Here is a 20,679-nt window from a genome sequence, read left to right as displayed (position 1 = left end):
CCCAGCCCGGAACTCCGGATCAAAGCGCCGCCGCGTGACTGCTGCCACGACCAAACCTCTCCCGGTTCGGTCTCCACGCTACGGGGGGATGCACACGGGTGCTGCGGGATCGGTGGCACCGGCGTGTCCTGCCCCGTCGGTCTGACCTCCGGCGAAAGCTTGACCTGCCGGGCGCGGGCCGTGCCGCCGGGGCGGCCCGCGTTCGGGGACACATGAGCCCGTCCATCAGGTCGTGGAAGACGCGGTCCACAATGCGGATAGTGGAAGAGCGCGCATGCGGTCCCCGAAAGGAAGCGTTTCCTGGCCCGCGTACAGGACGTACCCGGCAATGAGTCGGTCGCCCAGTTTGCGGGCCAGATGCTGCAGGCCTCTGAAGTCATCGGCGCGTACGGTTTCGGTGGCCTTGACTTCGATGCCGATGATCTCGCCAGAGGCTCGTTCGAGTATGCCGTCGACTTCGACCCCATCTCGATCTCGGTAGTGATAGAGCTGTACAGGCTCCTCGGACCACGTGAGCTGGCGGGCCAGCTCGCCAAGGGCGAAGTTCTCCATCAGCGGACCCACGGGTGCCGTTATGTCGGACACGCGGGATGGGGTCAGGCCTGCCAGATGGGCGCCAAGTCCGGAGTCGACCAGCAGCAGTTTGGGTGTCGCGATCGCGCGTGTGGTCGCGTTGGACGACCAGGCCGGAATCCGTCTGATGACGTACACCAGGTCGAGCAGGTCGATATAGCGCTTCACGGTGTTGCGAGGCAGCCCGAGATCGCGGCTGATGTTGTCGATCACAGTCAAGCCACCCATCCGTCCGGAGAGGATGTTGAGCAGACGGCGCATCTCGGCGGGTCGCTCGATATCGGACATCTGCTTGACGTCTCGGTTGATCAGATCGGAGATGTAGGACTCGAGGAAACGGGCTCTTCTGCGATGGGACGGGCGGTGGACGGCCTCCGGATAGCCCCCGCGTAGCGCGCGATGCAAGTAGTCAGGACGACGAAGTCCGGCAGCCGCGACCTTGAGATCAGGACCTTTCCCGAATGCCTCGTCCACGAAGCTGTCGTCGCTCCGTTCGATCTCCCCCTGGGAGAGCGGCCAGAGTTCGATTGTCTCGGATCTGCCGGGAAGCGCGTCCGGCAAGTCCCGGAGGCCCAGAAGCCGGGCGGATCCCGTCAGCAGGAAGCGCCCTGGCCGCGGATCGGCGTCTACTTCCCGCTTGATGGAGAGAAGGAGATCCGGTACGCGCTGGATCTCATCGATGAGAAGGAGTCCGTCATGATGCACGACCCCATCGGGATCCTGTCGCGCCGCCGCGCGTACGGCTGCCTGATCCAAGTAGATCTCGCCGGCTCCTGCCGTCTGACGCACGATCGCCTGGGCCAGAGTGCTCTTGCCGACCTGCCGGGCGCCATTGATCACCACTACACGGGTGTCGGTGAGGGCTTCCATCGCCATGGCCTCCGCGCGACGAGGGAAGAGCGTGAGTTCATCCGTGTCCTCGGTGCGGAGAATACTCCGCACCGACATGCAGTGATGGCAGATTTGCCGTACAGGTCTTGGCGGATCTGCCGCATCTGTAGTGGCTGATCTGCCGAGCAGCGGCCCGGCCTCTCGGTCAGGAGTGCGGGGAGGAGACGCCGAACAAGATTGCGAGATGTTCGCCTCAACCTCCAAGAGGCACTGTCAAGGGTGCCGTCCGCTTCAGCCTTACGCCACAGGACATGCCGAAGCCGTCCAGAGGGCGGTCCCCGTCGTGAGTGCCTGAGTGGGAGGCATTTGATGCCTGAACTGAAGCCACCAGCAGTACCTGTACGAAGTCCCCAAAGGCTACTGCGGCATCGGCGGAACGGGCGTGGCCTGTCCGGTGGGTTTGACCTCCGGCGAGGCGTAGACCTGCGGAGATAGCTAGATCCTGGCCCGTGGTCGCCCGGTATGGTCCGGCGTAGATCATGGGCCAGAGCCGTTTGTCAACCTTCAGTTGATGCTTGACGGTTTGGCATCGGCTGATGCTTTACACCATGCCTGGATCTCGTAGTCGATGTGGCCGCCGGCTCGCAGCCGGTTGACCTCCTTGACGACGGTGCGCGGGTGGACCGACAGCAGCTCGCCCTCGAACAGCACCCGTAGTTGCGTCTCCTCCAGGACCTCGGTGACGACCTTGCCCCGGTGCACCTGGCCGACCTGAACCTTGCGGCCGGCCACCTTCAGGCTGCCGTTGCTGGACACCACCCGCTCCACCCGCGGCTGGGAAGAGCTGTGCCGCCACGCCTTGGCCGATACCCGTCGATGCTTCGAGACCCTGCGGTTTGATCCTCGCGCAGGCGCTGGTCCTGATCGACAGCATCGTCTGTGTGGCGATCTCGCCTCCCATCGTCACAACGGCAAGGATCTGGAGCAGTAGGAGTTCGAGATCACCAGCGGTGGACGTGTGCGGTATGTCATCGATGACACCACTCGTCCCGTCTGGGTGATCTACGCATCCCCTCGCCACCCGAAGGAGACGGAGTAGGTGGTCATCACTTCGTGAAGCTGGGTGCTTACCCCCAGATCAGGACGAGTGGACGGCGCGCCGCCGCCCCCCCGTCCTCCGGCCGCGCACCGAAGCCCCGGCTCCTCGAAGGAGGTGAGACCTCCTGGGCGCATGCCAGATCTGTGCGGGACGGGCGGGGGCGGTCACTCACGGCTGGTCGCGAGGGTGATCGTCACCCGGTTGATCGCTTGTGGCGGGGGTCAGAACTTGCCCGACTGTACCTCGATGCGGTGACCCAGTTGCTTGCTCAATTCCGTGTGGAAGCTGACGCTGAGAGGTGGCCATCCCCAGAAGTCGAATGCGAGCGCCCCGAGGTCGAAACCGGACCCGAACTGCCACTCGGTGACCGGGACGGAGGCTCCGCACGAGGAGCAGGTGATACTTCCTTCGCCGGTCTCCTTCCAGGTGTCGATGCCGTCGCTGAACGGCTGCCAGGCCTTCTGGTCCGCTTCCCACGCATTCGGGTAGTCGATGATTACGGTTGTCGTGTCACATCGCGGGCAGGTCGCCGAGTCCGCCTCGCTCATCCCCTGGCCCCCGACGTGGTAATCCCGTCCGACGATGACCGCCACCGGGCCCGGTATCCACGACGGGTCAGAGGAATCAGCCACTGCCCGTTCCCAATTGGGGCCGGCCTCGTACCCGTCGTCCACTTGCAGGCTGTACATCCCGTCGCTGGACCTTTCGCGCGTGATCAGCCCCTCGGCGACCATCCAGTCGACCACACGTTCTGCAAGGGACTCAGCCTTTTCGCCGGTCACCTCGACATCGACGATCCGCTCGAAAAAGTCACCCATAGTCCTTCAACTCCTCCTCGGTCACTGATGCCCACTGTGCCACCCCTCTGGGACAGAGACGCTGTTCCCGCGATCGCCCGCGACCGCTACGTGCCGCGGCACAGGTGGTTGAGTTTGCCTGTTTCTGGAGGAGCAGCGCTGCAGACGACCGGAATGACCTTCATGGGCCTGGACTGGGCCAACCGAGACGCGACCTGCTTCGTCTGTACCACTTGTCGGCGGATTCACTGGTTCCACCTGTAAGGGGTGGAACTGGCTGCCGGTGCGCGAACGTCTTGATGGCGTCCTGCTCCGGAGGTGATCATGGTGCGCATCGCGGTGTCCGGGCACAGGAGCTTGCCGGAAGAAGCTGCTGTGCTGGTCGATCGGGCGATACGTGCGGCTCTTGTGGAGTGCCTTCCCGGCTTCAGTGGGTTGTCTGTCCGGCGGACGGGGCCGATCAGATCTTCGCTCGCGCGGTACTCGACCTCGGCGGTGTGCTGAAGGTCGTGATCCCGGCCGAGCGGTATCGGGACGGGCTGCCGGGCGAGTGCCGTGCTGCGGGCGATCTGGCCCGATGGGGCCCGGCGCGGTTGGGGTGCCTTCGAGGCTTGGTCGGGATGGCGGCACCGCCCTTGATGCCGCAGTGGCGGACTCACTTGCTGTCCGGCCCCCTTACGCCGCTTTCGATTTGGTCGGCTGCGTTTTGTGTGAAGGGGGCTGGTGAGAAACCACATTCCCGGGAGGAAAGACGTCTGGTGGTAGGAGAAAGAACTACACCTCGGGTCTGACCGCGGCTCGGTTTCTTGGCCGTCCACCTGTCACTGTGCTCACGTCAGGGCACGCGCCGGGCCACCGGCGCGGCATCTTCTTCCCGCGGACGACATCACCATGATCAGCATCGTTCTGATGATGACCGAACTCGCTGCCTTCCAGGCCGAGCTGAGACGAGATCACGAGGCCCTGGTCGACGAGATCGCCGGGCTACGGCACCACATCAACGGCCATGGCTGCAACCTCCTGCGCCATCCGGACCTGCGGCAACGACCGGAGAGCAACTAGCGGGCCGGCGCTGATGGGGAGGACCTCCTGTTGTGGTGGAGACGCTGTCTTCACCACAACAGGAGGTCTTCATGTCCCACGGTGCCTGTTCGTCCGGCATTGTGAGGGATGTGGCGCTGTTTGGGATCATTGAGTGTGGTGCGGAATGTGGCGGGGCGGTTGTGGGCGGACCTGGCTCGGGTTCCTGTCGGGTTTCCCGGGCGGGGAGAGGTCGCGGTGGTCGTCTCCTCCGGGTCGGGGTTGTGCCCGCCTGGGTGGGCGGGGATCGTCGTGCTGAACGGCGGGGCGCTGGTCACGGTGCCTGATGCCGGGTTGGCAGAGCCGTTGCGTCAGGCCCTGCGCGGCGGTCTCGGCGAGGATGGCGTCGATCTTTCGCGGCTTTCCGAGCGGCTGGAGGTCCGCGAGGTTCTGGGGCCGGCGACGCTCGCGTACGTCGATGCCGAGGAGTTCGTTCCCTGCCATGTCGGGGCGGATGTCGAACGACTGGCGGCGGGGGATCGGGACGTCGGCGGGCTCGTGGCGGCGGTGAGTGAGCAGGACGCCGACGAGAGCGGGCTGGCGGAGGTCGGTTCGGCGGTCTGGGTGGTTCGTGAAGGCGGTGATGTGGTCGCCGCCGCCGGATATCGGACGTGGTCGGATACGGCGGCGCATCTGTCCGTACTGACTGCCGAGGGGTTTCGGGGGCGGGGGCTGGCTCGGGTGGTGGCGTCGGCGGCGGTGGCCGACGCGCTCGGTGCGGGGCTGCTGCCGCAGTGGAGGGCGCGTCCGGCGGCGTCGCGGCGAGTGGCCCGAGCTCTCGGATTCCGCGAGCTGGGGTCGCAGGTGAGCCTTCGCATAGAGCGCTGACCGTATCTGCGGCGCGTGGGCAAGGTGTCGCCAGAGGTGTTCGACGAAGTGTTGGTGCTTTGGGAAGGGCATCAGGGATGGCCGGCCTGATCCTCGGCAGGGCCGCTGCGGACGAGCGCCACGCTCCGCCGGCTGGATGAGGAGCTTGCCGGGCCTGCGGACGCCTGGCCGGTCAATGCCGCCCTGGCCAGGCTGGGGGCCGCGCTGATCAGGAGAGGGGCGATCTGTTCGCGGCAGGTCGTCGGCGTCAGTCCCCAACGACCAGTCAGATCGCGTTGGTGAAGCGGGTGAGGAGGGTGCGGAGGGTGGTGCGTTCCTCGGGGGTGAAGGCGGTGGAGATGCGGCGTTCGATGATCACGGCTGCCTCGTCCGCCACCCGCAGGGCCTCGCGGCCGGCGTCCGTGAGGTGGGTTTCGAGCATGGTGCGGTGCCACTGGTGCGGGGAACGTTCGATCAGGCCGTGTTCCAGCAGGTTCTTCAGTACGACGTTCATGGCCTGCGGCGTGACCAGGCACTCCCTGGCCAGGGCGGCGGCGGAGATGCCCGGGTTGGCGTCGAGGGCGAGCAGGGCGGCGTACTGGGGCACGGTCAGCCCGGCGGTCTTGACCGCGGCGTGCTTGGCCGCCATGAGTCGCTGCTCGGCGCGCTTGACGTCGAGGCCGAGCCGCTCCTCCGGGGGCATGTCCATGCAGGGAGCCTACAAGTCGGCAGGCACTAAAAGCTCTTATAGATATAAAGGCTTTGATAGTGTTCGAGGCATGTCTGTGATTCCGGAGAGCCACCTCGACCTGCTGACCCGCCCCCTGTACGTCCATCTGGCGACGTTGATGCCCGACGGCACCCCGCAGGTGACGCCCGTGTGGACCGTCTGGGACGGCGAGTTCCTGCGCTTCACCACCACGAGCGACCGGCAGAAGGGGCGCAACGCGAGCGCCCGCCCGCATGTGGCGATCTCGGTCAACGATCCCGAGCAGCCGTACCGCTACCTGGAGGTGCGGGGCACGGTCGAGCGGGTCGAACCCGACCCCCAGGGTGACTTCTTCGACGTGCTGGCCAGGCGGTACGGCCTCGACTACGAACGGCCCGTCGGCGACGCCGAGCGCAGGGTGGTCATCGTCGTGCGGCCCACCCGCTGCACCAGCCAGTGATCGAACACCCCTAGGACGGCTGCCGGGGGCGGGGCTGGGCGCGCATGTGCATGCGTTCCCCCTGCCGTCCGAACAGGTTGAGCACCTCCACCGGGTGATCGCCCGCGGGGCCGAACCAGTGGGGCAGGTGGGTGTCGAACTCGGCGGCCTCGCCGGGCCCCATGACGAGGTCGTGGTCGCCCACGATCAGGCGGACGCGCCCTGAGAGCACGTACATCCACTCATAACCCTCGTGCGTGACCGGCTGCGGCTGGTTCTGGTCGGCGGGGATGACCGATTTCCAGGCTTGCAGAGGGCCGGGCTGGGTGGTCAGGGGCAGCACGGTCCGGCCGTTGCGGACCAGCGGTTTGAGGCGGACGCGCGGGTCGCCGACCTCCGGCGCGCCGACCAACTCGTCCAGCGGTACCTGGTGCGCCCCCGCGATCGGCAGCAGCAGTTCCAGGCTGGGACGGCGCTGCCCCGACTCCAGCCGCGAGAGCGTGCTCTTGGAGATGCCGGTGGCCTCGGCCAGGGCCGACAGGGTCACGCCGCGCTGGGTGCGGAGGTGTCTGAGCCGGGCGCCGACCTGGGCCAGCGTGGCGTCGATCCGGGATTGCTGCTCCATGGGCCCATTCCACCTTCGCCGTCCCGGAAATGGCAACAGAAGTTGTCATCTCCGCGTGCCGGATCGCACCATCGGGGCCGGAGGTGATCGTCATGACCAAGGCGATTAACAGCAAGGACACCGAGCATGACGTGGTGGTGGTCGGCGCGGGGGCGGCCGGACTGAGCGCGGCCCTGCTCCTCGGGCGCGCGCGGCGCAAGGTGGTCGTGGTCGACGCGGGCGCGCCGCGCAACGCCCCCGCCGCGCACATGCACGGCTACCTGTCCCGCGACGGCCTGCCGCCGTCGACCCTGCTGGAGCTCGGACGGGCCGAGATCGCCCGGTACGGCGTGCGGCTCGTCCGGGGGGCGCGTGGAGGAGGTCGAGCCCGGCTTCTCCGTACGGCTGGAGGGCGAGCCGGGGCCCGCGGCAGGCTTCCGCTGGGGATCTACCTGCTGTCCTTCGGCCTGTTCTCGATGGGCAGCGCGGAGTTCCTGCTCGCCGGGGTCCTGCCGGCCGTCGCCGAGGACCTGCGGATCACGCTGTCCTCCGCCGGCGGGCTGATCTCGGCGTTCGCCGCGGGCGTCGTGATCGGCGGGCCGCCGCTGGCCATCATGACCCTCCGCTGGCCGCGCCGGACGACGCTGGTGGTCGCCCAGGCGGCCTTCGCCGCCTGCGTGGCGATCGGCATCCTCACCGACAGCTATCCGGTGCTGCTGGTCACGCGGTTCCTCTGTGGTCTCGCGTACGCGGGGTTCTGGGCGGTGGTTGCCTTCACCGTCGCCGGCGCCGTCCTGACGCTCGTCGCGCTGCCGGCCACCAGCGGGCACGGGCAGGCGGGCGTCCGCAGCGAGCTCCGTACGATGCGGCGGCCCCAGCTCTGGATCGTGTACGCCGTCACCCTGCTGAGCACCGCGGCCTACATGATCTCCTACAACTACCTGGCGGCGTTCCTGACCGAGGTCACGGGTGTGCCGGGGGTCTGGGTGCCGGCGATCCTGACGCTGTTCGGCGTGGGTGCCTTCGCCGGGTTGTCGGTCGGCGGCCGCATCGCCGACCGGTTGCCCACGCACGCGCTCCTGGCCGGGGCGCTCGGGATCGCCGCCTGTTCCGTGCTGCTCGCCGTGCTCGGACGGCACGTCCCGGCCGTCGTACCGCTGGTGCTGCTGCTCGGCGTCGCCGGGTTCGTGCTGAACCCGGCGGTCTACGGGCGCGTGTTCGCCATCGCGTCGGGGGCGCCGACGCTCGCCGGGGCCACCACCGTCTCGGCCTTCCAACTGGGCATCAGCCTCGTGCCGGTGTCGGCCGCCGCCGCGCTGGACGCCGGGGCGGGGCTCACCGCCGTCCCGTGGATCGGCGCGGGCCTGGCCGTGATCACGATCGTCCCCATCCTGCTGGACCGCCTGCTGTCACGCCGGTGACCTTCCAGCAGACGCCCCCGGCGTCGTCCGGGCGCGGGGACAGGGCGAATCGCGAAGATCGAAAGAGGCGTACAGGCCCGGCGGCCGCGCTTCGCGGCGGACCGGACGCGGCAGCGGGACGTCACGCGGCGCTTCCTGGCCGCCGCGACCGGCGGCGACATCAACACGCTCATGGAACTGCTGTCCCCCGATGTCACCCTGTGGACCGACGGCGGCGGCAAGGTGCGCCAGGCGCTGCGTCCGGTCGTGGGGGCGCGGACGGTGGCCTCGTGGTTCGCCGCGATCGGCACGGTCACCTACCAGGGTGTCGAGCCGGGCGACATGAGGGCCGAGCCGGCCGAGATCAACGGCGGCCCCGGCATGGTGTTCAGCGGCCACGGGCGGGTCGTCGCCACCGTGACCTTCGACTTCGACGCCGACGGGCGCATCACCGCCGTGCACAACGTCGCGAACCCGGACAAGCTCCGGGCCGTCGCCGCCGGAACCGCCCGCGACCTCACGCCTTGACAGTCGGCGCTGACCCGGCCGGTGGCGACGATCTGACATGTCGGTTGTCCGCCATGCCCTAGTCATGGCGTATACGTCCCGTTCTGGCAAAACTTTCTTCTGCCGGTTGCGCAACCCCCCAACCGGTAGAAAGCGAGCCACCGCCATGCCATTCAGTCGTAGAGCGGCGCTGCTCAGCGCCGCCCTCGCCGCCACGCTCGTCGCGGCCGGCACCGGAAGCGCGCACGGTGACGCGACGGCCCCCGCCGCCGGCGTCACCGGCGTGCCGGCGTCGTCGGTCACCACCGCGCGGGTCACCCTCATCACCGGGGACGAGGTCACCGTGGCCAGCCAGGCCGGCCGTCCCGTCTCGGTCACCGTCAGCCCCGGCGACCGGTCGGCCGGCGACCTGCGCACCTACACGGTCGGCTCCGACGTGTACGTGCTGCCGACCGAGGCCGCGCCCCTGGTCGCCTCGGGCCAGGTGGACAAGCGGCTGTTCAACGTCACCCAGCTCATCGCCCAGGGGTACGACGACGCGCACAGCGAGTCGACCCCGACCATCGTGCGGTACTCCGGCAAGGGCCTGGCCAAGGCCGGTCCGCCCGACGGCGGCCGGGTCACCCGGTCCCTGCCCGGCATCCGGGGAGCGGCCGTCGCCGCGGGCAAGAAGCGAGGCGGCACGTTCTGGGAGGCCGTCGACGACGACACCGCCAAGGCGGGAACGCCCAAGGCCCGGCTCTCCGGCGGCATCGAGAAGCTCTGGCTGGACGGCAAGGTCAAGACGCTGCTCGACAAGAGCGTGCCGCAGATCGGCGCCCCCGAGGCGTGGGCCGCCGGTTACGACGGAACCGGCGTCAAGGTCGCCGTCCTGGACACCGGCGTGGACGCGGCCCACCCCGACCTGGCCGACAGGATCGCGGAGAGTCGCAGCTTCGTCCCCGGCCAGACGGCGAAGGACGGCCACGGGCACGGCACGCACGTCGCCTCCACGATCGCGGGCAGCGGCGCGGCCTCGGGCGGCAGGTACAAGGGCGTGGCGCCAGGCGCCCGGCTGATCGTGGGCAAGGTGCTGGCCGACGAGGGCGCCGGCATGGAGTCGTGGATCCTCGACGGGATGAGCTGGGCGGCCCACTCGGGCGCGAAGGTCGTCTCGATGAGCCTGGGCGGCCAGGAGGGCGCCGACGGCACCGACCCGCTGGCCGTGGCGGTCAACGAGCTGACCGCCGAGACGGGCGTGCTGTTCACCGTCGCCGCGGGCAACAGCGGCCCGGGGGCGACCACGGTGGGCTCGCCCGGCGCGGCCGAGGCGGCGCTCACCGTCGGCGCGGTCGACTCGGCGGACGCGGTCACCGACTTCTCCAGCCGCGGTCCCCGTGGCGGGGACGGGGCGCTCAAGCCGGAGATCACCGCGCCCGGCTTCAAGATCGTGGCCGCCCGTGCCGCGGGCACCTCGATGGGCACGCCGGTGGACGGCACGTACACCACGGCGAGCGGCACGTCCATGGCCACCCCGCACGTGGCGGGCGCCGCGGCGATCCTCGCGCAGCGGCACCCCGACTGGACCGCCGCGAGGCTGAAGAGCCAGCTCGTCAGCACGGCGAGGACGACGGCCGGCACCCCCGTGCACAGCCAGGGCGCCGGCCGCGTGGACGTGAGCCGCGCCGTACGGCAGCCCGTCTCGGGCTCCGGCGTGCTCGACTTCAGGCTCACCGACTGGGACGCCGGAGAGCCGGCCACCAAGGAGATCGAGTACGTCAACGACGGCGACCAGCCCGTCACCCTCACGCTCAGCGCCAAGGGCGCGGGCGAGGACCTGCCGGCCGCGGCGCTGACCGTGGGCGCGCAGACGGTGACCGTCCCGGCGCACGGCACCGCGTCGGCGGCCGTCACCGTGGACGCCTCGGCCGTGACGGCGGGGGCGCACGGCGCGCACGTCACCGCGACCACCGCCGACGGCCAGACGGTCGTGACCACGGCCGTCGGCTTCGTCCGGGACGTGGAGCGCTTCGACGTCACGCTCAAGGTGCTCGACCGGGACGGCAGGCCGACCACCGGCGTCGCCGTCGTGCACGACATCAATCTCGACAAGCTGACCCTTCCGGACAGCTACCTGATCGGCGCGGACGGCACCGCCAAGGTCCGGCTGCCCCGAGGCGAGCACGCCTTCATGGCGGAGATCTTCCACTACGCCGCCGACGGGAACCGGGTCTGGGAGTACACCTACGGCGCCGAGCCGGGCGCGGTCATCGACTCCGACCGGACCGTCACCTTCGACGGCGCCAAGGCCGGCCCGGTCACCATGGACACCCCGAAGCCGAACCAGACGAACCGGATCCGGCTCGGCCTGGCGATCCAGAGCTCGGCCGGCACCAACGCCTACGGCCTCGAACAGTGGATGAACGGCGAGACGAAGGTGTACTCCGTCCCGTCCCAGGGCACGAGCAGCCGCTTCGAGGCCCGTGTCGGCTGGTCGCTCACCGCGCCGGAGCTGAAGGCGCAGGCCCTCGGCGCCGGGGCCGGGCCGATCGAGCCGGCGTACTTCCGGGGCCGGGCCGGCTCCGCGCGCATCGACGGCACCCAGGTCATGCGGGCCACGGACGCCGGGACCGGACGTCCCGAGGACTACGCGGGGCAGGCGGTCCGGGGACGGCTCGCGCTGGTCGAGCGCAGCGACGAGCTCACGCCGCAGCAGCAGGTCGACAACGCCGCCGCCGCGGGCGCGGGCGCGGTCATCGTCTACAACGACAAGCCCGGCAACCTGGGCGCCGACAACTGGAGCACGACGCCGACCAAGATCCCGGCGATGACGCTGGCGGGCGAGCAGGGCGCCCGGCTGGCCGCGTCGGCGGCCAAGGGCGGGCTTCAGGTCCGGTTCACGGGCACGGCGGTGAGCCCGTACGCCTACGAGCTGGTCAAGTACCGCAACGGCGGCGTCCCGGCGGACCAGCGGTACAAGGTGCGCGACGGCGAGCTGGCCACGGTGCAGTCGTCGTTCCACGCGTCGGCGCCGGCCACGGAGGCCGGGTACGCCCGGGCGCTGGTCTCGCCGATGCAGACCATGGCCTACCAGGTCTTCACCCGGCTGACCATCCCGCGGCCCCTCACCGAGTACGTCACGGCCGACCTGCGGACCTGGGAGTCGATGCAGGTGGGATCGGTCTGGGAGGGCGGCCAGGCGTGGCAGCAGACCGCGCCGTCCGCGCTCAGGGCCGGTCAGCGGGTGTCGCGCGACTGGAACAAGGCGGTGGTCCGCACGGCGCTGCCGAACACGATGGACAAGTCGGCGGTCCGGGACGGCGCGATCGGTGTGGTGTTCGCGGGCGGGCTGTTCGACACCGCGCCCGGCCAGGTGTACCTGTTCCGCGCCCTCACCGACAAGGAGCAGGCGACGGTCTACCGCGACGGCGAGCTGCTGGGCTCCGCGCCGTCGTCGGCCGTCGCCTTCCCGATGGTGCCCGAACGCGCCCAGTACCGGGTGGTGACCGACGTGCAGCGGGACCAGCCCTTCTGGACCACCTCCACCAAGGTGCGCACCGACTGGACGTTCCGCTCGGAGCAGGCCGCCACCCCGGCCCTGCTGCCGGTCCTGTCGATCGACTACGACCTCGACGTGGACGAGGCCAACAGCGCCCGCGCGAACGCCGCCACCCGCGTCGGCCTCGGCCTGCGCTACCCGAAGGGCCTGGCGGGGCCGCGCATCACCAGGGCCGCCCTGTGGACCTCCACCGACGACGGCGCCACCTGGCAGCCGGTACGGCTCGCCGCCGCCGGTGAGCGGGCCTTCACCGGCACGATCAGGAACCCCGCGACCCCCGGCGGGTTCGTGTCGCTGCGCGTGCAGGCCACCGACGCCGACGGCGACACCGTCGAGCAGACCGTGACCCGCGCGTACCGGCTACGCCGATAGTTCCGGGTGAGGGGCGTCCCCGCCGGGGGCGCCCCTCACAGCGGGATCATGCCGGACCGGGCCGCGTACCAGGCGAGCTGCATGCGGCTGTCGGTCCCGGCCAGCTCCATCAGCCGCCGGATCCGGCGCTGGACGGTGCGCTCGCTGGTGCCGAGCCGGCTGGCGACCGTCTTGTCCGGCATCCCGGACAGCAGGTACGTCATCAGCGCGACATCGGTGTCGTCCCAGGCCGCGACCCCCTCGGCCACGCTCGTGGCGGTGAGCCGCAGCGGGGTCGCCGCCTGCCACACCCGCTCGAACAGCGCGACCAGCAGATGGACCAGGGACTGCCCTCTGACCAGGAGGAAGCCCGGCTCCACGCTCGTCTGGTCGGGCAGGATGGGCAGGAGCACGACCTCCCGGTCCACGATGATCATCTTGCTGGGCAGCTCGACGGCGATCCTGATCTCGTAGCCGCCCTTCAGGAACCTGCCGATCTCGGCCGGGGCCCTGGGGTCGTCCAGTGCGGCACGTTCGTACACGTAGCGGTAGGTGGCCAGGGTGTTGGTGGAGTCGTCGAGGTTGACGTCGAGCACGTAGGGGGGCCGGAAGAAGGCCAGCACCTCCCGCCGGGCGCCGCGTTCCAGGTTGCCGAGCCAGGTGGCCAGCTGTTCGGGCGTGGTGAGCGCCTCGATCTCGCCCGCGGGCGAGGCCGCGCCCGTGCGGTACACCTCCACCAGCTCGGCCAGCCTGCCCTGCACCTGTTGCAGCGCGGCCTGGCGCTCGGCGATCAGCGTGCCGAGGCCCACGTCGGGGGGCACGGCCATGTACAACCCGGTGTTGTCGCGGCTGGCCAGGCCGAGCGCGACGAGCCGCGTCACGGCCGCCGTCACGGCCGCCACCGGCAGGTCCAGCGCCTCGCCCACGTCGGGGATCGTCACCCGGCGGCGGCGCAGGAGCTCGATGTAGACGACCTCCTCCTCGTCGCTGAAACCCAGCCTATCCAGCATCTTTCATCACTTTCCGACTGCCTTGCAGCGTCACTGTCGCTCGTACGCGGGCGCGGCCAGTTCCCAGAGGCCGACCGGCCGCAGGGTGTCCGCGGCGGCGAGCAACCGCTTCTCGTGCACGTCCTCGCTGGAGAGCCGCACCAGGGTGTCCTCGTGGGCGGTGAACACGGTGCTGCCGTAGTCACCCCTCAGTATCCAGAGGTCCGGCGCCGCCTCCACGCAGGTCATGTCCTCGCGGGGAATCACTTCGTCATCGCAGGCCTGCTCCGGGGACATGGTCTCCGGCGAGACGTCGACCAGGACGGTGGCGGTGGCGCGCTCGTACCTGAGGGAGAGCTCCGGGCCGAAGACGTCCACCTCGACCAGCCGGAAACCCGGCAGGTCGGGCACGACGTTCGCGGTGTCCCGGCCGGCCATGGCCTGCGACTGGGCGGCGAGTGCGATCACCTCCTGGTTCGACCACGCCGCCAGGAACAGGGACGCGGCCACGCCGACCGCGGAGACGCGTACGGGCGCGGCGACCGGCAGGGCGATCCCGGCTCCCAGCGCGTAGCCGCACGCCCCGGCGGCCATGGCGATCAGGCCGACGCGCCAGCCGCCGAAGCCGACGAGGACGGAGACGGGGACGGTCATGGTCAGGCCGACGTACAGCGCGATGAGGGCGAACTGCCCCAGCAGCGAGGCGAGCCACCAGTTCCGCAACATGCCGTACCAGGACAGCAGCATCCCGAGCGGAAGGGTCGCGAACAGCATCAGCAGCAGGTTGCCCACGGCGTCCCCAGGGCCGTGGAAGGCGATGATCGCCTGTGCCAGGCCCACCACGGTTCCCACGAGCGCCGCCCGGATCAACGCATTCATGCTCGATCATGGACGATCTTCGCCCGCTCCTGTCAAGAGGGGACGGTCCGCCCGCTCCCGCCGGGAGAACCAGCGCCAGGACGGCGGCAGGAGCAGCAGCACGACGACGGGCAGCGGCCCCGCGGCGTTCTCGGGCAGCAATCCCACCAGGTCGAGACGGCCGGAGTCGGTCACGTCGATCACGACGGACCCGCCGACCTGGAGCAGTTCCAGGGCGACGACCGCCCAGAGCACCCACGTCCTGCGGCTGCCGAAGCGTCCCATCAGCCACCCGACCAGCCAGAGGAACGCCGCCTGCCACCCGAACAGCAGGAGTATGGCGGGCGCGAAGACGGACAACGCCGCGCCGCCCAGGAAGACCAGCCCCACGAGGCCGAACGCCACCTGAAGCGTCATGACGAACCTGGCGGCCCGTACGACGAAGGGCATCGGCTCGCCCCCGACCGTGTCCGTCATAGGGCAAATGATGACGGACCGGCCACCCGCCGGGACAGAGGAACCACGCGTGAATCCCACCTTTCGATCAGGAGACGATCGTCCGCGGCAGGGGCCCTCAATTGGACAGCGGCATGCGCGCAACGGATATTGGACGGGAATGGAGGATCTATTACATGGATGCGCGTCTGGACCATCTCGTTCTCTGGGTCTCCGACCAGCTCGCCGCCCTGCGCTTCTACGAGCAGGTGGTGGGCCTGCCGGGGGTCCGGGGGGAGGAGTTCCGCGAAGGCAAGGCGGGGTTCCCGAGCGTACGGATCGCCGATGAGACGATCATCGACCTGATGGCGCAGGACGTGTCGAAGGGTGTGGAGGAGGGCACGGGGGTGACGGGCAGCGCCGGGCACCAGATCAACCACTTCTGCCTGTCGGTGAGCCGGGAGGATTTCGACGCGCTCCAGGTGCGGCTGAAGGACCACGGGGTCGAGGTCACCGGCACCGGCTCCAACTCCTTCGGCGCCCAGGGCATCGCCCCCGAGACCATTTTCTTCCCCGACCCCGACCGCAACGTCATCGAGGTCCGCTACTACCGCTGAGCCGGCGGGGTTGTCGGTGGGGTTTGGTAGACAGCCGGCATGGGTGTGAGCGTCGACGAGTTCCTTGATCTGGTGCGGGGGTTGCCGGAGGTGACCGAGCATCCCAGTGCGGAGTGGGTCGGTTTCAAGGTCAACGGCAAGGGCTTCGGCTACCTGTGGGAGAAGACCGAGACCGTCGGGGTCAAGGCCACGATCGAGGAGCAGCTCGCGCTGGTGGCCGAGCGGCCCGAGGTGTTCGAGGTGCAGTTCACCGCCGGGCGCTTCGGGTGGGTCGTGGTCCACCTCGACAGGATCGACGCCGACGAGCTGTTCGAGCTGATGGCCGAGGCGTGGTGCCTGACCGCGCCCCGGCCGCTGGTCAGCGCGTTCGAGGCGGCGCACCAGATCGGCCCGTCGTGAGCCGGAGGTAGTCTCGGGCAGCGTGACCCCCATCGACATCCGGCTGCGCGAGTGGCGTGCGGACGACGCCCCGGTGGTGCTGAGCGCGTTCGAGACGCCCGATCTGCGCCGCCAGTCGCCCTTCCCCGTCATCACGCTCAAGGACGCGATGGGCTGGATCACGTCCTGGACGGGCGTCGGGCACGCGTTCGCCGTGACCGTCGGGGGCGGCACGGTGGTCGGGAACGTGGCGGTGGCCGGGATCGACGCCCACGACAACGGGTGGGTGTCCTACTGGGTCCTGCCCGCACACCGGGGGTTCGGGATCGCGACGGTCGCCACGCGGGAGCTGGCCCGGTGGGCGTTCGGCGAGCGCGGGCTCTTCCGGCTGGAGCTGGGGCACCGCACCGACAACCCGGCGTCGTGCCGGGTGGCGACCAAGGCGGGGTTCCTGGCCGAGGGCATCGAGCGCGGCAAGCTGCGCCACGAGGGCGTGCGCCACGACGTCGAGCGCCACGCCCGCCTGGCCACCGACTGACCTGGCCACCGACTGACCTGGTCACCGACTGACCTGGCCACGTGGTGGCGGGGTGAACTACCCTTTCCCGGGTGGACAGCGAGAGCCGGGCCGCGGCCGGGCTGCTGGCGGCCCTGAGCAGGGCGGCCGAGATCCTCGCCGACTTACGCCACCCCTTCGTGCGCGGCAGGCCCTTCTCCTGCTTCGTCCCGCCCTCGGGCGTGCGCACCGGCGCCGCGCTCACCCTGCCCGACGGCCGCGAGGTGCGTTTCGAGGTCTCCCTCACCGCCTCCGGCGACGCCTTCCACGTGGAGGGCGGCATCACCGTCGAGGACGAGCCGCTGCTGGAGCTGCCGCGCCGCAGCCTGCCGAACGTGCACGACGCGCTCACCGTCCTGGACGACTACGCGGGCGACGTCGCCGCCCCCGCTGACCGCATGCTGGACGGCCTGCTGGACGAAATTGTCTAATTGTCTGACAATGAGGGCATGAAGAACGGACCTCTCGCCGTCGTGGGCGCCTCCGCGCTCTGGGGCACCGCGGGCACCGCGGGGCTGCTCGTCTCGGCCGACTCGGTGTCCCTGGCCGCCGCCCGGCTGGTCATCGGCGGCGCCGCGCTCGGCCTGCTCGCGAGGGCCGGCGTCAGGCGGGCGCTCCGGCCGGGGCTGCTGCCGGCCGCCCTGGCGGTGGCGGCGTACCAGCTCTGCTTCTTCGCGGCGGTCGGGCGGACCGGGGTGGCCATCGGCACGGTGGTCGCGATCGGCAGCGGGCCGGTGTTCACCGGCCTGCTGTCCTGGGTGCTGCACGGACGGCGGCCGAGCGGCCGGTGGGCGCTGGCGACCACGGCGGCGGTCTGCGGCTGCGCGGCGCTCATCGTCGGCGGTGGTGCGCAGGCGGGCGGGCGGCTGGTGTCGGGCGTGCTGTTCGCGCTGCTCGGCGGCCTGCTCTACGCCTTCTACGCGGTCTCCGCGGCCAGGGCCATCGAGCAGGGGGCCGAGTCGGACGCCGTGATGGGCGTGCTGTTCGGCGGCGCCGCCGTGGTCATGCTGCCGGTGCTGCTGATCAACGGCGTCGGCTGGCTGGGGGAGCCGCGCGGGCTGCTCGCCGTGCTCTACCTGGGCCTCGGCACCACCGCGCTGTCCTACATCCTGTACGGGCGCGGCCTGCGCAGCACGCCGGTCGCCACGGCCTCGACGCTGGCGCTGACCGAGCCGGCCGTCGCCGCGCTGCTGGGCCTGCTGGTGCTGGGCGAGCGCCTGGCCCCGCTCTCGGTCGCCGGGCTGGTGATGCTGGTGCTCGGGCTGGTGGCGGTGGCCGTGCCGGAGCGCGGCAAGGAACGCGTCGCGGAAACGGCACTAGCATCACAGCCGTGATGTTGCCCCTCAAACCCGTCTCCACGGTCGGCGCGCTCGCCGGCGCCCTGCGCAGCCGGGTGCTCTCCGGCGAGATCGCGGCGGGGACGTCGCTGCCCGAGCAGGAGATCGCCGCGTCGTACGGCGTGGCCAGACCGACCGTGCGCGAGGCGCTGGCCGGCCTGGTGCACGAGGGACTGCTCAGGCGCGAGCGCAACCGCAGCGCCTATGTCCCGGAGGTGACGATCGCGGACCTCCAGGACCTCATGTACGTGCGCCGGCCCCTGGAGGACCTCATGGCCCAGGCCGTGGCCGGCCACCGGGTCCCCGACGCCGAGGCCGCGCTGCACAGGTGGGAGGAACTGCCCGCCGACGCACCGTGGTCGGCGACCGTGGCCGAGCACATGGCCCTGCACGAGGCGCTGATCGAGGCGGCCGGCAGCCGGCGGCTCGTACGCCTCTACGCCACGCTCGCCGCCGAGACCAGGCTCGGCATGGTCCGCCTGCGCGAGGTCTACCGCGACCGGGACGTCCTGGTCCGCGAGCACCGCGAACTGCTCGACGCCATCGCGGCGGGTCCGGCGGAGGCGGCGCGGGCGGCCGTCGCGGCGCATCTCAGCCACAACTGGGGCAGTCCCGAGCGTCCCTGAACCGCAACGCCATGTGCGCCATTGAGCGCGAGCCCTTGCGGGACAACCCCGGAACTCGCGAGAATCGCGGCCATGCACGGCAACCCGATGCCGGACTCCTACGTATATGTCACCGAAGAGGGCGTCACCCGTCACTACGCCGACGGCAGCGTCGAGGCCCTTGCGTGGGAGGACGTGGCGGAGGTCCGTGTCGCCACCGAATCCGGGGAAGACGTTCTCTACATCCTGCTCGATCGTGAGGGCGAAGGCTGTGTGGTGCCGCGTTCCGCGACCGATGCCACCTTTCTCGCCCGTCTACGCTACTTGCCCGATTTCGATCTCGACCGGCTGAACCTGGCCGCCGATTCCGCGCGTGACGGAGTTGTGGTCGTGTGGCGCAGCCCTGATCCGCCGTCCGCATTGCCGGACCTGGAGTACGACTAGCGGGTCCATCGGCCGGTCACCTGGCGAAATGTCGCAATAAACCTCATATTTCCTCGCCCGTGCGCTGCACTTTTGGATCGTTCCGTCAACCCCCGAAACCCCTAGATCGACGTCCGATTGTGGACATTTCCCGTTATTCCCCAGGTTGGAATCGATCTTTACTCTTTAGTGGGGGCCGCCGCCCTTGATAACGCATGGGTCATTGACAACCTATGCGGCACAAGGAACGTCCTGTTATCGCGGTGAAAGCAGTTATCACAGGGTGGTGCTATGAGGGTGGGGACTGGGGAGTCCACTGCTGTGCTCCTCGAGGCCGCGCCGCGCCTGGAATCCAGCATCTGGACCCGGGCGTACCTGCGGCTCCTGTTAGGCGGAGACACGGCATGCGCGCTGCTGGCGTGCGTGTGCGTGCTGGGCGTACGCCTAGCCTCCGGCGTGTACGTGCCGATCGCCGAGTACGTGCTCGGGCTCGGCCTGCTCGTCGCCTGGCCCGTCGCGCTCATGATGGGAGGCGCGTACCGCCAGCGCGCCAACGGCGAGGGCACGGAGGAGTTCAAGGCCGTCTTCACCGGCGGCATCGGGCTGATGGCCACCACGGCCATCCTGGCCTACGCCACGCAGACGGCCATCGCGCGCAGCTTCGTCATGGCGATGCTGCCGCTGGTGCTGCTGGCCACGCTCTACTTCCGCTACCGCATGCGCAAGCGGCTGCATCGCAGGCGGGCGATCGGCGAGTACATGCGCCAGGTGATCGCGGTCGGGCACCGGGAGTCGATCCTCGACCTCGTCGTGCAGTTCCGCCGCCAGCCGCACCACGGCATGCAGGTGGTGGGGGCGTGCCTGCCGCACGACACGCTGGACGTCGACCTCGACGGCATCCCGGTGATGGGCGCCTTCGGCGACGTCGCCGAGGTCGTGGCCCACTCGCGGGCCGACGCGGTGGCCGTCCTGGCCTGTCCCGAGCTCGACGGCGCGGCGCTGCGCCGGCTGGCCTGGAGCCTGGAGACGGCGCGTACGGACCTGTTCGTCGCGCCCGCGCTCATGGACGTCGCCGGCCCGCGCATCAGCATCAGGCCCGTGGCCGGGATGCCGCTGCTGCACGTGGAGCACCCGGAGTTCGACGGCACGCGGCAGCTCCTGAAGGCGGCCTTCGACCGGCTGGTGGCCGGCGCGGCCCTGCTGGTGCTCGCGCTGCCGCTGCTGGCGCTCGCCCTGGTGATCCGGCTGACCAGCCGGGGGCCCGCGCTGTTCCACCAGACCAGGGTGGGCAGGGGCGGCAGAGAGTTCCGGGTGGTGAAGTTCCGCACGATGGTGGTCGACGCCGAACGGCTCAAGGACCAGCTTCTGGAGGCGAACGAGTTCGACGGGGTGCTGTTCAAGATAAGGAACGATCCAAGGATCACCCGGGTCGGCGCCTTCCTGCGCCGCTACTCGCTGGACGAGCTGCCGCAGCTCCTCAACGTGATCCGTGGTGAGATGTCGCTCGTCGGCCCCCGTCCGCCGCTGCCGGAGGAGGTCGCCAGGTACGGCGCCGACGTGCGCCGCCGTCTGGTGGTCAAGCCGGGCATGACCGGCCTCTGGCAGGTCAGCGGCCGCTCCGACCTGACGTGGGAGGAGTCCGTACGGCTCGACCTGCGCTACGTGGAGAACTGGTCGCTCCTGCTCGACCTGCAGATCCTGTGGAAGACCTGGTCCGTCGTCACCCGTGGAGAAGGGGCTTACTAG

The 20,679-nt window shown here is 70.1% G+C and carries 21 protein-coding genes and 1 pseudogene; 14 read left to right on the top strand and 8 right to left on the bottom strand.

Annotated features, from left to right (window positions below):
- Nucleotides 1-411: 411 nt before the first annotated feature.
- The 3 genes and pseudogenes from ACIHAD_RS30305 to ACIHAD_RS30295 form a co-directional block, all read right to left on the bottom strand.
- Nucleotides 412-1,443: pseudogene (locus ACIHAD_RS30305) on the bottom strand (ATP-binding protein); the annotation flags it as partial.
- A gap of 525 nt (nt 1,444-1,968) precedes the next feature.
- On the bottom strand, nt 1,969-2,220 hold the full coding sequence (locus ACIHAD_RS30300) for a hypothetical protein (protein ID WP_397358039.1): 252 nt from the start codon (nt 2,218-2,220) through the stop codon (nt 1,969-1,971).
- Nucleotides 2,221-2,724: 504 nt separating this feature from the next.
- Entirely contained in the window at nt 2,725-3,321 is a 597-nt protein-coding gene (locus ACIHAD_RS30295; RefSeq protein WP_397358038.1) for a hypothetical protein, read from the bottom strand.
- An 870-nt stretch (nt 3,322-4,191) separates the two neighbouring features.
- Here ACIHAD_RS30295 and ACIHAD_RS30290 point away from each other — a divergent pair.
- Both ACIHAD_RS30290 and ACIHAD_RS30285 read left to right on the top strand, forming a co-directional pair.
- A complete protein-coding gene (locus tag ACIHAD_RS30290) occupies nt 4,192-4,362 on the top strand; it encodes a hypothetical protein (RefSeq protein WP_397358037.1) in 171 nt (56 codons plus the stop codon).
- 270 nt (nt 4,363-4,632) lie between these two features.
- Entirely contained in the window at nt 4,633-5,208 is a 576-nt protein-coding gene (locus ACIHAD_RS30285; protein WP_397358036.1) for a GNAT family N-acetyltransferase, read from the top strand.
- Between the two features lie 265 nt (nt 5,209-5,473).
- Here ACIHAD_RS30285 and ACIHAD_RS30280 read toward each other — a convergent pair whose 3' ends face one another.
- Entirely contained in the window at nt 5,474-5,896 is a 423-nt protein-coding gene (locus tag ACIHAD_RS30280) for a MarR family winged helix-turn-helix transcriptional regulator (protein WP_397358035.1), read from the bottom strand.
- Nucleotides 5,897-5,966: 70 nt separating this feature from the next.
- Here ACIHAD_RS30280 and ACIHAD_RS30275 point away from each other — a divergent pair, with 70 nt between their 5' ends.
- Nucleotides 5,967-6,356 carry a PPOX class F420-dependent oxidoreductase gene (locus tag ACIHAD_RS30275; RefSeq protein ID WP_397358034.1) on the top strand — a complete coding sequence of 130 codons (390 nt, stop codon included), beginning with the start codon at nt 5,967-5,969 and terminating at the stop codon, nt 6,354-6,356.
- Between the two features lie 10 nt (nt 6,357-6,366).
- Here the strand turns inward: ACIHAD_RS30275 and ACIHAD_RS30270 are convergent, their stop codons facing one another.
- Nucleotides 6,367-6,960 carry a helix-turn-helix domain-containing protein gene (locus tag ACIHAD_RS30270; protein ID WP_397358033.1) on the bottom strand — a complete coding sequence of 198 codons (594 nt, stop codon included), beginning with the start codon at nt 6,958-6,960 and terminating at the stop codon, nt 6,367-6,369.
- Nucleotides 6,961-7,052: 92 nt separating this feature from the next.
- Here ACIHAD_RS30270 and ACIHAD_RS30265 point away from each other — a divergent pair, with 92 nt between their 5' ends.
- From ACIHAD_RS30265 to ACIHAD_RS30255, 3 genes are all read left to right on the top strand, one after another.
- Nucleotides 7,053-8,360 carry an MFS transporter gene (locus ACIHAD_RS30265; protein WP_397358032.1) on the top strand — a complete coding sequence of 436 codons (1,308 nt, stop codon included), beginning with the start codon at nt 7,053-7,055 and terminating at the stop codon, nt 8,358-8,360.
- Between the two features lie 171 nt (nt 8,361-8,531).
- The gene (locus tag ACIHAD_RS30260; RefSeq protein WP_397358031.1) at nt 8,532-8,867 is read left to right on the top strand and encodes a hypothetical protein; all 336 of its coding nucleotides are present in this window, start codon (nt 8,532-8,534) and stop codon (nt 8,865-8,867) included.
- A 145-nt stretch (nt 8,868-9,012) separates the two neighbouring features.
- Nucleotides 9,013-12,756: a S8 family serine peptidase gene (locus ACIHAD_RS30255; RefSeq protein WP_397358030.1), complete on the top strand. Its 3,744-nt coding sequence runs from the start codon at nt 9,013-9,015 to the stop codon at nt 12,754-12,756.
- A gap of 35 nt (nt 12,757-12,791) precedes the next feature.
- Here the strand turns inward: ACIHAD_RS30255 and ACIHAD_RS30250 are convergent, their stop codons facing one another.
- From ACIHAD_RS30250 to ACIHAD_RS30240, 3 genes are read right to left on the bottom strand one after another with little or no spacing between them, the layout of a single operon-like run.
- Complete coding sequence (locus ACIHAD_RS30250) at nt 12,792-13,745, bottom strand: helix-turn-helix domain-containing protein (protein ID WP_397358029.1); 954 nt, start codon at nt 13,743-13,745, stop codon at nt 12,792-12,794.
- 30 nt (nt 13,746-13,775) lie between these two features.
- Nucleotides 13,776-14,603: a hypothetical protein gene (locus ACIHAD_RS30245; RefSeq protein ID WP_397358028.1), complete on the bottom strand. Its 828-nt coding sequence runs from the start codon at nt 14,601-14,603 to the stop codon at nt 13,776-13,778.
- A 6-nt stretch (nt 14,604-14,609) separates the two neighbouring features.
- The gene (locus ACIHAD_RS30240; RefSeq protein ID WP_397358027.1) at nt 14,610-15,059 is read right to left on the bottom strand and encodes a hypothetical protein; all 450 of its coding nucleotides are present in this window, start codon (nt 15,057-15,059) and stop codon (nt 14,610-14,612) included.
- 155 nt (nt 15,060-15,214) lie between these two features.
- On the opposite strand from ACIHAD_RS30240, the gene ACIHAD_RS30235 reads away from it, so the two are divergent.
- From ACIHAD_RS30235 to ACIHAD_RS30200, 8 genes are all read left to right on the top strand, one after another.
- Entirely contained in the window at nt 15,215-15,634 is a 420-nt protein-coding gene (locus ACIHAD_RS30235; protein WP_397358026.1) for a VOC family protein, read from the top strand.
- A 39-nt stretch (nt 15,635-15,673) separates the two neighbouring features.
- On the top strand, nt 15,674-16,033 hold the full coding sequence (locus tag ACIHAD_RS30230) for an MmcQ/YjbR family DNA-binding protein (RefSeq protein ID WP_397358025.1): 360 nt from the start codon (nt 15,674-15,676) through the stop codon (nt 16,031-16,033).
- A gap of 22 nt (nt 16,034-16,055) precedes the next feature.
- On the top strand, nt 16,056-16,550 hold the full coding sequence (locus ACIHAD_RS30225; protein WP_397358024.1) for a GNAT family N-acetyltransferase: 495 nt from the start codon (nt 16,056-16,058) through the stop codon (nt 16,548-16,550).
- A gap of 71 nt (nt 16,551-16,621) precedes the next feature.
- Nucleotides 16,622-16,999, top strand: a complete 378-nt coding sequence (locus ACIHAD_RS30220) for a hypothetical protein (protein WP_397358023.1) — start codon at nt 16,622-16,624, stop codon at nt 16,997-16,999.
- Between the two features lie 18 nt (nt 17,000-17,017).
- Nucleotides 17,018-17,902, top strand: coding sequence for a DMT family transporter (locus tag ACIHAD_RS30215; RefSeq protein WP_397358022.1), 885 nt, complete (start codon nt 17,018-17,020; stop codon nt 17,900-17,902).
- Complete coding sequence (locus ACIHAD_RS30210; protein ID WP_397358050.1) at nt 17,902-18,531, top strand: GntR family transcriptional regulator; 630 nt, start codon at nt 17,902-17,904, stop codon at nt 18,529-18,531. The genes ACIHAD_RS30215 and ACIHAD_RS30210 overlap by 1 nt, the downstream gene beginning before the upstream one ends.
- Before the next feature lie 72 nt (nt 18,532-18,603).
- Nucleotides 18,604-18,954, top strand: coding sequence for a hypothetical protein (locus ACIHAD_RS30205; protein WP_397358021.1), 351 nt, complete (start codon nt 18,604-18,606; stop codon nt 18,952-18,954).
- Nucleotides 18,955-19,224: 270 nt separating this feature from the next.
- Nucleotides 19,225-20,679, top strand: coding sequence for a sugar transferase (locus tag ACIHAD_RS30200; protein WP_397358020.1), 1,455 nt, complete (start codon nt 19,225-19,227; stop codon nt 20,677-20,679).

This window comes from Nonomuraea sp. NPDC052265 (assembly GCF_044547985.1).
Taxonomy (GTDB): Bacteria; Actinomycetota; Actinomycetes; order Streptosporangiales; family Streptosporangiaceae; genus Nonomuraea.
The sequence above is the reverse complement of the archived record's forward strand: the minus strand, read 5'-3'. Positions and strand labels throughout refer to the sequence as shown.